The following is a 14,161-nucleotide window of genomic DNA, read 5'->3' as shown; positions in this document are numbered from 1 at the left end:
CGAGCCGCCATTGACCGGAGTACTGAAGAACTCAGGAAGGTAATCGCTTAACGGGCGCGTTCTGCTGACGATCCCAGATGACCGTCAGTAACCGCTGCAGGGCGATAAACGCAAACAGCAGAATTCCGATGGCGATCTTGGTCCACCAGGAACTCAGCGTACCGTCGAAGTTAATCCAGGTCTGAATCAGCCCCTGAATCAACACACCGAACAGCGTGCCCAAAACTGTACCCACACCACCCGACAGCAGCGTGCCGCCAATCACCACTGACGCAATAGCATCCAGCTCCACACCCAACCCGGCCAGCGCATAACCTGCCGAGGTATAAATCGAGAACACGATCCCGGCCAGCGTCGCCAGCGTGGTGGAAAGCATATAAATCTTAATGGTGGTCGCGCGGGTCGAAACGCCCATCAGCTGGGCGGATGTCATATTGCCACCGATGGCGTAAACCCGGTTACCAAAGCGCGTGCGGTGCGCCAGAATAATCCCGCCAAACACCACCACCAGCATAATCACCGCCAGCAGGCTGAGACGCCCACCGCCCGGCACTTTCCACGCCAGACTGGAAAGCATGCTGTAGAACGGATGATCGATAGGAATTGAGTTCTCCGACACCAGATAACTGCATCCGCGCAGGAAAAACATCCCCGCCAGCGTAATGATAAATGCCGGAATCTTCAGCGCATCAATCAGCCAGCCCATCATGGCCCCGAACAGCGCGCCCAGCGACAGAATCAGCGCAAAGGCCAGCAAGGGATCGATATGAAAATCACCGATCGCCCGGGCAAGAAACACGCCGGTAAAGGCGATCACTGCACCCACAGACAGATCGATACCGCCCGATAAAATCACGAAGGTCATGCCGACGGCGATAATCCCAAGGAAAGCATTATCGGTCAGGATATTGCAGATTACCCGGGTGGAGGCAAAGCCCGGAAACTGACTCAGACAAAACAGGTAACCCGCCACAAACACCAGCAAAGTGATCATCAGCGGAAGATGACGTTTAATCATGTCGGGCGTCTCCGTTTCAACATCGCAATAAACCGTGGTGACTGCAGTAACAGCACGCACATCACCACCACCGCTTTCACCACCTGATTCAGCTCAGGCGGGAAGCCGGAGAGCAAAATCCCGGTATTCATCGACTGAATAATCAGCGCGCCTATCAGCGACAACACCAGATTAAAGCGGCCACCCATCAGCGACGCACCGCCAATCACCACGGCGAGAATCGCATCCAGCTCCAGCCATAATCCGGCGTTATTCGCATCCGCACCGCGAATATCCGCCGCGACGATCAGTCCCGCAACAGCGGCACAAACGCCACTTATGGCGTAGGTTGACATCACCACCAGCCAGCCTGTCACACCCGCGTTACGGGCCGCGCGCAGGTTAATCCCCACGGCTTCGATAAACAGACCCAGCGCGGTTTTGCGCGTCAGCAGCCAGACCGCCAGCGCTACCACCAGCGTGATCCAGACCGGGACCGGCAGCATCCACAGCGAGCCGTTACCAAACCAGCCAAGACTGTCACTGTCGAACGTCACAATCTGCCCCTGCGTAATCAGCTGAGCGATACCGCGCCCGGCAACCATCAGAATCAGCGTGGCAACAAATGGCTGAATACGCAGCAGTGCCACCAGCACGCCATTCCATACGCCACAGGCTAAACCGGTTCCCAGCGTGCAGAGAATAATAAACGGCACACCATGTCCGGCTACGGTCAATGTCGCAGCCGTCGCGCCTGCGATAGCCATCACCGCACCCACGGAAAGATCGATGCCGCCGGTGGCGATCACCAGCGTCATCCCAATCGCCAGCAGGGCAACCGGTGCCGCACGGTTAAGAATATCGATTGGACTGCCGAACAGACGCCCATCCTGCAGATGCACGGCAAAAAAGTTATTGGCCACCAGACTGTCAATCAACAGCACCAACAGCAGCGCGGCGATTTGCGGCATCCCAGGCGGGAGTTTCAGCTTACGACGTGGCGTTTTTTCAGATGTCATAGGGGACTCAAGCATGTTTTACCCCTCCGTCCGCGATAGCATTGACGATCGACGCTACCGAAAGCTGCTCCAGCGGAATTTCTGCCACCTGCTTCAGATCGCGCATAATCAACACCCGATCGGCATAACCGACCAGCTCTTCGAGTTCAGAGGAGATCACCAGCAGCGCCAGACCGTCGGCGCACAGGGATTCAATTAAACGGATAATCTCGGCGTGCGCGCCCACATCAATGCCGCGCGTCGGTTCGTCGAGAATTAAAAACTGCGGTTTGGTCACCAGCCAGCGCGACAGCAGCACCTTCTGCTGGTTGCCACCCGATAACAGCTCCACCGGCTGCTCTGCATGCGGCGTACGAATACCCAGACTCTTGATAAAACGATCGGCAATCGCCTGCTGCTCGCGCTTTTTAATCGGCCGTAGCCAGCCGCGCTGCGCCTGCAACGCCAGAATAATATTTTCACGAACCGAGGCCGCGCCAATAATCCCGTCAGTCTTGCGATCTTCCGGGCAAAAACCCATGCCCAGCTGCGAGGCTTTCGCCGGATTAGTAATGCGCTGCACCTTGCCTTTGATCTTCGCTGTTCCTCGGTCGGCACGACGAATACCAAACAACACCTCGGCGGTTTCGGTGCGGCCCGAACCCAGCAGCCCCGCCAGTCCTACGACTTCGCCTGGACGAACTTCCAGATTAAAGGGCTCGATGGTGCCTTTCCTGCCGTAATCTTCAAACGACACCACCGGCTGATTGCTGCGCAGCGTGCTGCCCTGCCGCTGCAGCGCCGTCTCCAGCAGTTCGCGACCCAGCATCAGCTTAATCAGCTCAATCTGCGGCAGCGTGGCGGTATCGCGGGTGGCGATAAACTGCCCGTTTCGCAGCACGGTAATCCGGTCAGTAATGCGGTACACCTGGTCGAGAAAGTGCGTCACAAAAATCAGGCTCATCCCTTTGGCTTTTAACTGCGCCATCAGGGTAAACAGCATCTCAACCTCGCTGGCATCCAGACTGGCTGTCGGCTCATCCAGGATCAAAACCTGGGCGGAAAGATCGACCGCGCGGCAGATGGCGATAATCTGCTGCATCGCCACCGAGTAGTGGCCTAGCGGACGTGTTACATCGAGGGAAAAACCATAATTCCGCATCAGCGCATCGGCCTCCCGCACCATCCGGCGACGGTCGATCATGCCAAAGCGGCGCGGTTCGCGGCCAATATAGAGGTTATCTGCCACCGACATATTCGGCAGCATATTCACTTCCTGATAAACGGTGCCGATGCCCATCTCCTGCGCCTGCGCCGTGTTATGCGGCGTAATCGGCTCATCATTCAGGGTGATGGTCCCTGCATCACGGCTGTAAACACCGGTCAGCACTTTGATCAGGGTGGATTTGCCGGCACCGTTCTCCCCCAGCAGCGCCATGATCTCCCCTTTACGGATATCAAAGGAAACATTATTCAGCGCTTTGACGCCGGGAAAACCTTTGCTGACGCCGCTGATGGATAACAGCGGTGTTTCATTTTGCGTGGTCATTCTGCTCACTCCGCCTCACGTCATGAAAAACCGCCCCGTAGGGCGGTCTGCGGCTGGTCTGCGGCTGATCGGTGAATCAGTAACCCATGCCTTTTTTGGTATCCAGCTCCTTCTGCGCGTCGGCAGGCAGGAACAGCTTAGATTCGGTCTTGATCACTTTTGGCGGCAGCGTGCCATCTTTCTTGAATTTTTCCAGCGCATCAAACGCCGGGCCAGCCATGTTTGGCGTCAGCTCCACGTTGGCGTTAGCCTCACCCGCCAGCATCGCTTTATAGATATCCGGTACACCATCAATCGAGCCGGTCAGAATATCTTTGCCCGGTTTCAGGCCAGCTTCTTTAATCGCCTGAATGGCACCGATCGCCATATCATCGTTATGCGCGTAAACCATGCAGATGTTTTTGCCGTTGTTCTCCGCCTTGATAAAGCTCTCCATCACCTCTTTACCCTTACTGCGGGTAAAGTCACCCGACTGCGAGCGGATCACTTTAATATTTGGATGGTTGCTGATCGCTTCAGCAAAGCCTTTCTTACGATCGATTGCCACGCTGGCACCCACCGTGCCCTGCAGTTCCACCACGTTACACTGCTTGTCGCCCACGGTTTTCACCAGCCAGTCGCCAATCAGCTTGCCTTCCAGCACGTTGTCAGCCGTCACCACCGCCTGATAGAGCGATTTGTCTTTCACCACAATGGCGCGGTCCAGCAGGTAAACCGGGATTTTGGCATCTTTGGCTTCTTCCAGTACCGGCTCCCAGCCGGTCTGCACCACCGGTGCGATGAAGATGGCATCAACGCCCTGAGCGATGAACGAACGTACCGCTTTGATCTGATTCTCTTGTTTCTGCTGTCCGTCGGCGATTTTCAGGGTGATTCCGCGTTTTTTGGCTTCGCTTTTCGCTACGTTGGTTTCCGCCGAACGCCAGCCAGATTCCGAACCTACCTGCGAGAAGCCGACCGTCATATCTGCAGCGAGTACCGGGCCGGTTAACGCGGCGCTGACCAGCGTGGTCAGAAGTAAACGTTTCCACATAGTTTTTAATCCTCTGAAAGGCGTTTGCTGTTTAGGGTAGAGAGCCTGCTTAGACTGGACTAAAAAAGCGTGCATAATGGCGACACACTTCACAAAATAGAGCAATTTAAAGGGGTTACGTGTAGTCACACGGTTTGACTGACGAGGGAGTTATGGATAAAACGGCTGAGTAGAAAAAATCTGCTCGTTAAATAATTGTAATAAACAGAATCGCTTATGCTTACTGCCACTGGAAACGATTACAGCCAGGCGTACAAAACGGGTTATCCGGCCTGCGATGAACAAAAAATGGGATTTGTGATAGTCCGCACAGTAGATCGCTGGCCTGAGTCAGGCGCGAAACGTTTCTCTGGCACTAAGTGCAGAATGGCTAATTTTTTTGGGCTAAAAGGGTGAGAAAGAAGCCACTAATGCATTGTCAGCGCTGAATAAGAAAAAAAATAATATTTAACCTCTGCTTTTAAACGCTCTATGCCGGCTCTGTCCGTAATTAGTTAGTGAGGTGTTTAAGTTAGAGACGCTGAGTTGCTGGCTCAGACAATAGTAAAAAAGCCAGATCTGGAGTTTTAGTGACTAATAAGGTGCTTTTATCTGATTTTCGCCTTTTTTAAGCCGCATGATCTGGACAGCATAAGCTTGCCCCCTATACTGAGTACTCCTTTGTTACTTCTATCTGTTATGGCAATGATGACTGCGCACGATTACCTGCTTAAATTCCGCAAAGTAAATAATTCAGACAGTCTGGAAAAGCTTTTCGATCATCTTAATTACTCCCTGACGAATGATCTGGAAATCATCAATATGTACCGGGCTGCCGATCACCGACGTGCTGAACTGGTCTCTGGCGGACGGTTATATGATCTCGGCTGTGTCCCTAAAACGGTGTGGCGCTACGTGGTCTGATTTCCGGCTGATTTATCGCTGTTTATCCCGCTGATCTTGTCCGGATGGGCGTGCCCCTCTGGACATGTTATTCTGCTGCGCTTCGACTCCCCGAGACAGGAATAACCACGATGAATGAACAGGTTGCTGCGCCGCGTATTGGTGGCTGGCTTTTGCTGCCGCTGGCCTGGCTGATAATGACCCTGTTAACCACCGTTCTGGTGCTGGCGATGTATCTGACACCACTGTTTAATCCGGAATGGCGTGTGGCGCTGTTTTCTCACGGCAGCACACTCTTCTCTTACTGGGCTATTTCCCTGCTCACCGCCGTGGCGGTCTGGGCTTATAGTCTCTGGATCAGCTGGCTGTTCTTTAAGCGCTCCCGCCGCCTGCCGCGTCACTATCTGCTCTGGCTGCTGATTACCGTGCTGCTGGCGCTGAAAACCTTTGCCTTTACGCCGGTTACCGATAGCCGTGCCCTCCAGACATTACTGCTGTCGCTGCTGGCCGCTGCGGTGTTTGCGCCCTACTTCAAACGCTCAAAACGGGTAAAAACGACCTTTATCGCGCCGTAACGCTGTGAGTTATGTCAGGAATTTAATTCTGAGTGCGGTCTGCCGCTCAGCGGATGGCGCAGGTGTTGAGATACGCCGCGCTATCAATGATAATAAGCCGCTTTCTGGCTCCCAGGCGAAAAAATGACCGATTATCTGCTTCTCTTTGTTGGCACCGTGCTGGTGAATAACTTCGTATTAGTGAAGTTTCTCGGCCTGTGTCCTTTTATGGGCGTTTCCAAAAAACTGGAAACGGCCATTGGCATGGGCCTCGCCACGACATTCGTCATTACTCTGGCCTCGATCTGCGCCTGGCTGGTCAACCATCTGATCCTGTTGCCGCTGGATCTGGTCTATCTGCGTACCATGGCCTATATCCTGGTGATCGCCGTCGTGGTGCAGTTCACCGAAATGGTGGTGCGTAAAACCAGCCCGTCGCTCTATCGTCTTCTGGGTATCTTTCTGCCGCTGATCACCACCAACTGTGCGGTGCTGGGCGTGCCGCTGCTGAGCGTCAACCTTAACCACACCTTTATGCAGGCCGCGCTGTATGGTTTCAGTGCCTCTATCGGCTTCTCACTGGTGATGGTCCTGTTCGCCGGTATGCGCGAACGGCTGGTGCTGGCCAATGTTCCTGCTCCGTTTAAAGGTAACTCCATCGCCCTGATTACCGCGGGCCTGATGGCGCTGGCGTTTATGGGCTTCAGCGGTCTGGTGAAATTCTGATGACCGCGATCTGGATTGCTGTTGCCGTATTAAGTGCGCTGAGCCTGGTGTTCGGTGCGCTGCTGGGTTACGCCTCGCGCCGCTTTGAGGTCGAAGAAGATCCTATCGTTGAGCAGATTGATGCCATTCTGCCGCAGAGCCAGTGCGGTCAGTGCGGCTATCCGGGCTGTCGCCCCTATGCGGATGCGGTCGGCAACAATGGTGAAGCGATCAATAAATGCGCGCCAGGTGGTGAGCAGACCATGCTCAAGCTGGCCGCGCTGCTTAACGTTGAACCGCAGCCCATTGATGGTGATGAAACGGCGAAAGAGCCAGTGCGCACCGTGGCGTTTATTGATGAAGCCAACTGTATTGGCTGCACCAAATGTATTCAGGCCTGTCCGGTGGATGCCATTGTCGGGGCAACCCGCGCCATGCACACCGTGCTGAGCGATGTCTGCACCGGCTGCGATCTCTGTGTCGCGCCCTGCCCGACTGACTGTATTGAAATGCGTCCGGTTGCCACCACCCCAGCTAACTGGAAGTGGGATTTAAATACCATTCCTGTACGGGTGATCCCGGTAGAAACTCATGCTTAATCTGTTTAACTTCCTGAAAAAAGAGAAGGTCTGGGATTTTCAGGGCGGTATTCATCCGCCGGAAATGAAAACCCAGTCCAACGACACGCCGCTCAGCGAACTGCCGTTGCCGCACCGTTTTATTATCCCGCTGAAACAGCATATCGGACATGAAGGTGAGATCTGCGTTGCGCCTGGCGACAAAGTGCTGCGCGGTCAGCCTCTGACATTTGGCACCGGCCGCATGCTGCCGGTCCATGCGCCCACCTCCGGCGTGATTGAAGATATCGGTCAGCATATGACCGCGCACCCTTCGGGTCTCTCCGAGCTTTGCATTTTCCTGACGCCAGATGGCGACGACCGCTGGATACCGCTGGATCCGCTGCCTGACTACCGTCAGCATCCGCGCGCCGACATTGTGCAGCGCATTCACGACGCCGGCATCGCTGGTCTCGGCGGCGCGGGTTTCCCCACCGCTACCAAGCTGAAAGGTGGCCTTCGCGGGGTTAAAACGCTGATTATTAATGCGGCGGAGTGTGAGCCTTATATCACCGCTGACGATCGTCTGATGCAGGACTACGCAGCTGAAGTCCTGGAAGGCAGCCGTATTCTCGCCTGGGTGTTACAGGCTGAACAGGTGCTGATTGGCATTGAAGATAACAAGCCTGAAGCCATTGCCGCACTGAAGCAGGCGCTGGGTAGCGAGCGCGATCTGCAAATCCGGGTCATCCCGACCAAATATCCCTCCGGCGGAGCCAAGCAGCTGACCCGCATCCTGACCGGGAAGGAAGTGCCGCATGGCGGGCGTTCCTCCGATATCGGCGTGCTGATGCAGAACGTCGGCACCGCCTGGGCGGTTAAACGGGCCATTATCAATGGTGAACCGATCACCGAACGCGTTGTGACGCTGACCGGCGAGGCGATCGCCCAGCCGCGTAACGTCTGGAGTCGTCTCGGCACCCCAATCAGTCATCTGTTGCACCAGGTCGGGTTCACACCTGCCCCGCGTCAGATGGTGATCATGGGCGGTCCGCTGATGGGCTTTACCCTGCCATCGCTGGATGTGCCGGTAGTGAAGATCACCAACTGTATTCTGGCTCCATCTGCCAGTGAGATGGGCAACAACGACGAAGAGCAGTCCTGCATTCGCTGTTCAGCCTGTGCCGATGCCTGTCCGGCCAAACTGCTGCCGCAGCAGCTTTACTGGTTCAGCCAGGGCGGCGATCATGATAAAGCGCGCGCTCACCATATTGATGACTGCATCGAATGTGGTGCCTGCGCCTATGTCTGCCCGAGCAATATTCCGCTGGTGCAATATTACCGTCAGGAAAAAGCGGAACTGCGCGCCATCGATCTGGAAGCGAAACGCACGCTGGAAGCCAAAGCACGCTTCGAAGCCCGCCAGGCGCGGCTTGAGCGTGAAAAGCTGGCTCGTGAAGCGCGTCATGAAGAGGCCAAACAACGCGTTGCCCGCACCGATACCAGCGAACTGGCTGCGGCCAAAGCGCGGGTGAAAGCCCGCCAGGCGGCCGAACCGGATGAGGCAACGCTTGAAGCTCAGCGTGAAGCCCGCCATGCACAGGCGCGTCTGCGTCAGGCCGAGGCGCAGGCTGAAACCCAGCCGGTGACGCGTCAGACCGTCGATCCGCGTAAAGCGGCAGTTGAAGCGGCTATCGCCCGGGCGAAAGCGAAGAAAACAGTGCCGGTTGATGCGGCAAATAACCAGGCTGAGGCCAGTGTCGATCCGCGTAAAGCCGCAGTAGAAGCCGCTATCGCCCGCGCCAAAGCGAAGAAAGCCGCTCAGGCGGAAAACGCCGAGGCTCCGCAGGCCGCAATCGACGGCGCTGCAGACGCCGCCGCTGAGACCGATCCGCGTAAAGCCGCGGTTCAGGCCGCTATCGCCCGCGCCAAAGCGAAAAAAACCGCACAGGCAGAAAACGCCGAAGCTCCGCAGGCCGCAACCGACAGCGCTGCAGAGGCTGCGCCAGCCGCCGCTGAGACCGATCCGCGTAAAGCCGCGGTTCAGGCCGCCATCGCCCGCGCCAAAGCGAAGAAAGCCGCTCAGGCGGAAAACGCCGAAGCTCCGCAGGCCGCAACCGACAGCGCTGCAGAAGCCGCGCCGGACGCCGCCGCTGAGACCGATCCGCGTAAAGCCGCGGTTCAGGCCGCCATCGCCCGCGCCAAAGCGAAGAAAGCCGCACAGGCTGAAGCCGCCGAAGCTCCGCAGGCCGCAGGCGACAGCGCTGCAGAGGCTGCGCCGGACGCCGCCGCTGAGACCGATCCGCGTAAAGCCGCGGTTCAGGCCGCCATCGCCCGCGCCAAAGCGAAGAAAGCCGCTCAGGCGGAAAACGCCGAGGCTCCGCAGGCCGCAACCGACAGCGCTGCTGAGGCTGCGCCGGACGCCGCCGCTGAGACCGATCCGCGTAAAGCCGCAGTTCAGGCCGCCATCGCCCGCGCCAAAGCGAAGAAAGCCGCTCAGGCGGAAAACGCCGAGGCACCACAGGCCGCAACCGACAGCGCTGCCGAAGCCGTGCCGGACGCCGCCGCTGAGACCGATCCGCGTAAAGCCGCGGTTCAGGCCGCCATCGCCCGTGCCAAAGCGAAGAAAGCCGCTCAGGCGGAAAGTGAGGCGGATGCCGCTTCTCGTGATGCCGCAGCACTGGCCACCGCCGCGCATTTTGCGGTGGATAAAGCGGAGCAGGCTCAGGAGCAGGCAAATAACGCCAATGCAGAACCTGAACAGGCACCTGAACTGAATCAACCCGATGATGCGCGCAAGGCCGCTATTGCTGCCGCCATCGCCCGTGCCAAAGCGCGTAAAGCGCAGTCGTCTACGACGCTTGAGGATTAAATGGCTTTTCGTATCGCAAGTTCTCCTTACACCCATAACCGCCGCAGCACCGGCAATATCATGCTGCTGGTGGTGCTGGCCGCGGTGCCAGGTTTTGCTGCACAGTGTTATTTCTTTGGCTACGGCACCTTTTTGCAGGTCTTACTGGCGACGCTGACTGCCTGGCTGACAGAGGCGGCAATTCTGCGACTGCGCAAAGCGCCCGTTGCCAGCACCCTGGCGGATAACTCGGCGCTGCTGACCGCCGTCCTGATCGGTATCAGCCTGCCGCCGCTGGCGCCGTGGTGGCTGGTGGTGATCGGTACCCTGTTTGCTGTTGTCATTGCGAAACAGCTCTATGGCGGACTGGGCCAGAACCCGTTTAACCCGGCGATGGTCGGCTATGTGGTCCTGCTCATCTCCTTCCCGGTGCAGATGACCAGCTGGTTGCCGCCCGATACGCTTCAGGCGATCAAACCCGGGCTGATGGACAGCCTGAGCATGGTGTTCCAGGGCCACACGCTGGCGGGTGAAACCATGCAGCAGCTACAGATAGGTGTCGATGGCATCAGCCAGGCGACGCCGCTTGATACGTTTAAAACTGGTTTACGCGCGGGGCACAGTGCTGAACATCTGCTGGCACAGCCGATTTACAGCGGCGTGCTGGCGGGCCTCGGCTGGCAGTGGGTTAACACAGGTTATCTGGCCGGCGGCCTGTTCCTGCTGTGGAAAAATGCTATCCGCTGGCATGTCCCTGCCGCCATGCTGCTGTCACTGGCCTTTTGCGCGACGCTGGGCTGGTTCTTCTCACCAGAATCGCTGAACAGCCCGCTGATTCATCTTTTCTCCGGTGCCACTATGCTGGGTGCGTTCTTTATTGCCACCGATCCGGTGACCGCTTCGACTACCAACCGTGGCCGCCTGGTGTATGGCGCGCTGATTGGACTGCTGGTCTGGCTGATCCGCAGCTTTGGCGGTTATCCCGATGGCGTAGCGTTTGCTGTGCTGCTGGCGAACATCTGCGTGCCGCTCATCGATTACTACACCCAGCCGCGCGTTTACGGCCATCAGAAGGATTAAGCGATGCTGGAGACGATTCGCAAAAACGGGGTAACGCTGGCAATATTCGCCGCGATCACCACCGCCGCCACGGCAGTGGTGAATACCGTAACCAGGCCGACGGTGGAACATCAGACCCTGTTGCAGCAGAAAAACCTGCTGGACCAGGTGGTGCCTGTTGAGCTTTATGATAACAATATTCAGCAGGACTGTTACGTTGTCACGGATGCAGCGTTGGGCAACAGTGCGCCGCACCATCTCTTCCTGGCACGTAAAGGTGGCCAGCCGGTCGCGGCTGCGCTGGAGACCACTGCGCCTGACGGCTATTCTGGTGCGATACAGTTGCTGGTTGGTGCCGATTTCCAGGGTAAAGTATTGGGCGTGCGGGTGATTGAACACCATGAAACGCCCGGTCTGGGGGATAAGATCGAACTGCGTATCTCTGACTGGATCAACAGCTTTAATGGCAAAGTGGTTCATGGTCCGGCAGATAAAGCCTTTGCGGTTAAGAAAGATGGCGGTGAATTCGATCAGTTCACCGGTGCCACCATTACCCCACGCGCGGTAGTCAATGCAACCAGACGCACCGCGCTGTTAATGAAAACGCTTCCGGAGAGACTCTCTTCGTTACCGGTATGTGGAGACGCAAATGAGTGAAGCTAAAAGCCTGCTGGTCGGTGGATTATGGAAGAACAACTCGGCACTGGTGCAGTTGCTGGGCCTCTGCCCGCTGCTGGCGGTCACGGCGACCGCCACCAACGCGCTGGGTTTAGGACTGGCGACCACGCTGGTGCTGACCCTGACCAACAGTTTTATTTCCGCCTCGCGCCGCTGGGTGCCGTCGGAAATTCGTATCCCGATTTATGTGATGATCATCGCCTCGGTAGTGAGCTGCGTACAGATGCTGATCAACGCCTATGCCTATGGTCTTTATCAGTCGCTGGGGATTTTTATCCCGCTGATCGTGACCAACTGCATCGTGGTCGGTCGTGCTGAAGCCGTCGCCTCTAAAAGCAGCATTCCGCTTGCCGCGCTGGATGGCTTCGCCATCGGCATGGGCGCGACCTGCGCTATGGTGGTTCTGGGATCGCTGCGCGAAATTATCGGCAGCGGCACGCTGTTTAACGGTGCCGACCAGCTGCTCGGTCCCTGGGCGAAGTCGCTGCGTATCGAAGTGGTCCATTTCGATTCGCCAATGTTGCTGGCAATGTTGCCGCCAGGCGCCTTTATCGGTCTGGGCATGATGCTGGCGGGTAAATATCTGATCGATCAGAAGATGAAACAGCGGGCAGCACTGCGTGCTCAGGCGGCCGAAACCGCGCCCCCTCAGGACGCAGTCGGGAAACCGGTGTGAATCAGACCAAACGGACCGAAATTCTCCGTCGGCTGCAGCAGAATAATCCGCATCCGACCACCGAACTCAACTTCAGCTCACCGTTTGAGTTGCTGATTGCGGTGCTGCTCTCGGCGCAGGCGACCGATGTCAGCGTGAACAAAGCCACCGCAAAGCTCTATCCGGTGGCCAATACGCCTGCCGCGATGCTGGCGCTGGGTGTGGATGGCGTGAAGGAATACATTAAAACCATCGGCCTGTTCAACAGCAAAGCGGAAAATGTGATTAAAACCTGCCGCATTTTGCTTGAGCAGCACAACGGCGAAGTGCCGGAAGATCGTGCGGCGCTGGAAGCCCTGCCTGGTGTCGGCCGTAAAACCGCCAATGTGGTGCTCAACACCGCCTTTGGCTGGCCGACGATTGCCGTCGATACCCATATCTTTCGCGTCAGCAACCGGACGAAATTTGCGCCGGGTAAGAATGTGGAAGAGGTGGAGCAGAAGCTGCTGAAGGTGGTTCCGGCGGCGTACAAGGTTGATTGCCATCACTGGCTGATTCTGCACGGCCGCTACACCTGCGTGGCGCGTAAACCCCGCTGTGGCTCCTGCCTGATTGAAGATCTCTGCGAGTATCCCGACAAAGTCGAGTGATCGCACTGACGAGAAACCCGCTGCGGCGGGTTTTTTATTATCCGGCGATCACCGCTGCTGACGCGTCTCCTGCCTGATCCCTCTTTTCGCTGCTCTCCCTGTTCGTACGAATAACGGTACAGTTTGTCGGGTTGTTACATTGATGTTGATGATGGAGAATCGCCGCCCCTGACGATAAGAAAATGTTATGACACGGTGAGTAAAGTAATGAACAAAAGCGCTTCTGCCGGAAGCCATCCTCTGCGCCTGTTTCTGACGCGCCTCTGGCCACATCCGCTGGCAGTGAGTAAAAAGCATGTAATGATCGCCGGACTGGGCGCCGGTATCGGCTTGATCCTGACCAGCCTGCTGAGCCACTGGGTGCTGGGCGAGCTGAATCTGTGGTTTGTCGCGCCGGTCGGTGCCTCGGCGGTTTTACTCTTTGGTCTGCCCGCCAGTCCGCTGGCTCAGCCGTGGGCAATCGTCGGCGGCAACAGCCTGTCAGCGCTGGCGGGCGTTACCATCAGCCAGCTGATCCCTGATCCTGCCCTTGCCTGCGGCGTCGCAGCCTGTGTGGCGATCCTGTTAATGTTCCAGCTGCGCTGTCTGCATCCGCCCGGCGGTGCCGTTGCGCTGACCGCTATTCTGGGCGGCCCTTCGGTGCAGCAGCTTGGATATCACTTTGTCCTGACGCCGATCCTGCTCAATTCACTGACCCTGGCCCTGCTGGCTCTGCTGTTTAATAATCTGGCCGGTCGTCGCTATCCGCATCCGCTGGCCCCCGAAGAAGTTAAACCCGATCCGGTAGCCATGCCGGTCCCGCTGACGCGTGCGGATCTGCATCAGGCTTTGCAGGACGGTGAACTGCTGGATATAGACGAGGATGATTTACAGGCGCTGCTGCTGCGTGCTGAAGAGATTGCCCAGCGCCGTCAGTTCAGTGGCTGAACCCTGTCTGCCGACACTGGCACATCTTTCAGTGTCGGCGCAACTTCTGGCATTCAGGTCTCCTCT

At 57.2% G+C, this 14,161-nt stretch carries 14 protein-coding genes; 10 read left to right on the top strand and 4 right to left on the bottom strand.

The window, feature by feature from the left end; translation table 11 throughout:
* Nucleotides 1-31 precede the first annotated feature (31 nt).
* From yjfF to ytfQ, 4 genes are all read right to left on the bottom strand, one after another.
* Entirely contained in the window at nt 32-1,018 is a 987-nt protein-coding gene (gene yjfF, locus FOV68_RS01040) for a galactofuranose ABC transporter, permease protein YjfF (RefSeq protein WP_010670080.1), read from the bottom strand.
* On the bottom strand, nt 1,015-2,031 hold the full coding sequence (gene ytfT / locus FOV68_RS01035; protein WP_010245375.1) for a galactofuranose ABC transporter, ATP-binding protein YtfT: 1,017 nt from the start codon (nt 2,029-2,031) through the stop codon (nt 1,015-1,017). The genes yjfF and ytfT overlap by 4 nt, the downstream gene beginning before the upstream one ends.
* The gene (locus tag FOV68_RS01030) at nt 2,024-3,544 is read right to left on the bottom strand and encodes a sugar ABC transporter ATP-binding protein (RefSeq protein ID WP_143990184.1); all 1,521 of its coding nucleotides are present in this window, start codon (nt 3,542-3,544) and stop codon (nt 2,024-2,026) included. The genes ytfT and FOV68_RS01030 overlap by 8 nt, the downstream gene beginning before the upstream one ends.
* 76 nt (nt 3,545-3,620) lie before the next feature.
* Nucleotides 3,621-4,577: a galactofuranose ABC transporter, galactofuranose-binding protein YtfQ gene (ytfQ, locus tag FOV68_RS01025; RefSeq protein WP_010245380.1), complete on the bottom strand. Its 957-nt coding sequence runs from the start codon at nt 4,575-4,577 to the stop codon at nt 3,621-3,623.
* A gap of 687 nt (nt 4,578-5,264) precedes the next feature.
* Here ytfQ and ydgT point away from each other — a divergent pair.
* The 10 genes from ydgT to FOV68_RS00970 all read left to right on the top strand — a co-directional run bounded on the left by ydgT (nt 5,265) and on the right by FOV68_RS00970 (nt 14,095).
* Nucleotides 5,265-5,480, top strand: a complete 216-nt coding sequence (gene ydgT / locus FOV68_RS01015) for a transcription modulator YdgT (protein ID WP_003853427.1) — start codon at nt 5,265-5,267, stop codon at nt 5,478-5,480.
* 110 nt (nt 5,481-5,590) lie between these two features.
* Nucleotides 5,591-6,034 carry a DUF2569 domain-containing protein gene (locus tag FOV68_RS01010; protein ID WP_010245382.1) on the top strand — a complete coding sequence of 148 codons (444 nt, stop codon included), beginning with the start codon at nt 5,591-5,593 and terminating at the stop codon, nt 6,032-6,034.
* A 123-nt stretch (nt 6,035-6,157) separates the two neighbouring features.
* Nucleotides 6,158-6,739: an electron transport complex subunit RsxA gene (rsxA, locus tag FOV68_RS01005; RefSeq protein WP_003853423.1), complete on the top strand. Its 582-nt coding sequence runs from the start codon at nt 6,158-6,160 to the stop codon at nt 6,737-6,739.
* Entirely contained in the window at nt 6,739-7,317 is a 579-nt protein-coding gene (rsxB, locus tag FOV68_RS01000) for an electron transport complex subunit RsxB (protein WP_010245386.1), read from the top strand. The genes rsxA and rsxB overlap by 1 nt, the downstream gene beginning before the upstream one ends.
* Nucleotides 7,310-10,147, top strand: coding sequence for an electron transport complex subunit RsxC (gene rsxC / locus FOV68_RS00995; RefSeq protein WP_143990182.1), 2,838 nt, complete (start codon nt 7,310-7,312; stop codon nt 10,145-10,147). The genes rsxB and rsxC overlap by 8 nt, the downstream gene beginning before the upstream one ends.
* The gene (gene rsxD / locus FOV68_RS00990; protein ID WP_143990181.1) at nt 10,148-11,206 is read left to right on the top strand and encodes an electron transport complex subunit RsxD; all 1,059 of its coding nucleotides are present in this window, start codon (nt 10,148-10,150) and stop codon (nt 11,204-11,206) included.
* Nucleotides 11,207-11,209: 3 nt separating this feature from the next.
* Nucleotides 11,210-11,842, top strand: coding sequence for an electron transport complex subunit RsxG (gene rsxG, locus FOV68_RS00985; protein ID WP_039391889.1), 633 nt, complete (start codon nt 11,210-11,212; stop codon nt 11,840-11,842).
* A complete protein-coding gene (locus FOV68_RS00980; protein WP_010245400.1) occupies nt 11,835-12,539 on the top strand; it encodes an electron transport complex subunit E in 705 nt (234 codons plus the stop codon). The genes rsxG and FOV68_RS00980 overlap by 8 nt, the downstream gene beginning before the upstream one ends.
* Entirely contained in the window at nt 12,536-13,168 is a 633-nt protein-coding gene (nth, locus tag FOV68_RS00975) for an endonuclease III (RefSeq protein WP_031591465.1), read from the top strand. The genes FOV68_RS00980 and nth overlap by 4 nt, the downstream gene beginning before the upstream one ends.
* Before the next feature lie 207 nt (nt 13,169-13,375).
* Nucleotides 13,376-14,095 (top strand): HPP family protein, encoded by a 720-nt coding sequence (locus FOV68_RS00970; protein ID WP_143990180.1) that lies wholly within the window; start codon nt 13,376-13,378, stop codon nt 14,093-14,095.
* Nucleotides 14,096-14,161 lie beyond the last annotated feature (66 nt).

Origin of the sequence: Pantoea sp. paga (genome assembly GCF_007558755.1) — a bacterium.
In the GTDB taxonomy this organism is placed as follows: domain Bacteria; phylum Pseudomonadota; class Gammaproteobacteria; order Enterobacterales; family Enterobacteriaceae; genus Pantoea; species Pantoea agglomerans.
This window is presented reverse-complemented; position numbering and strand designations above follow the sequence as displayed.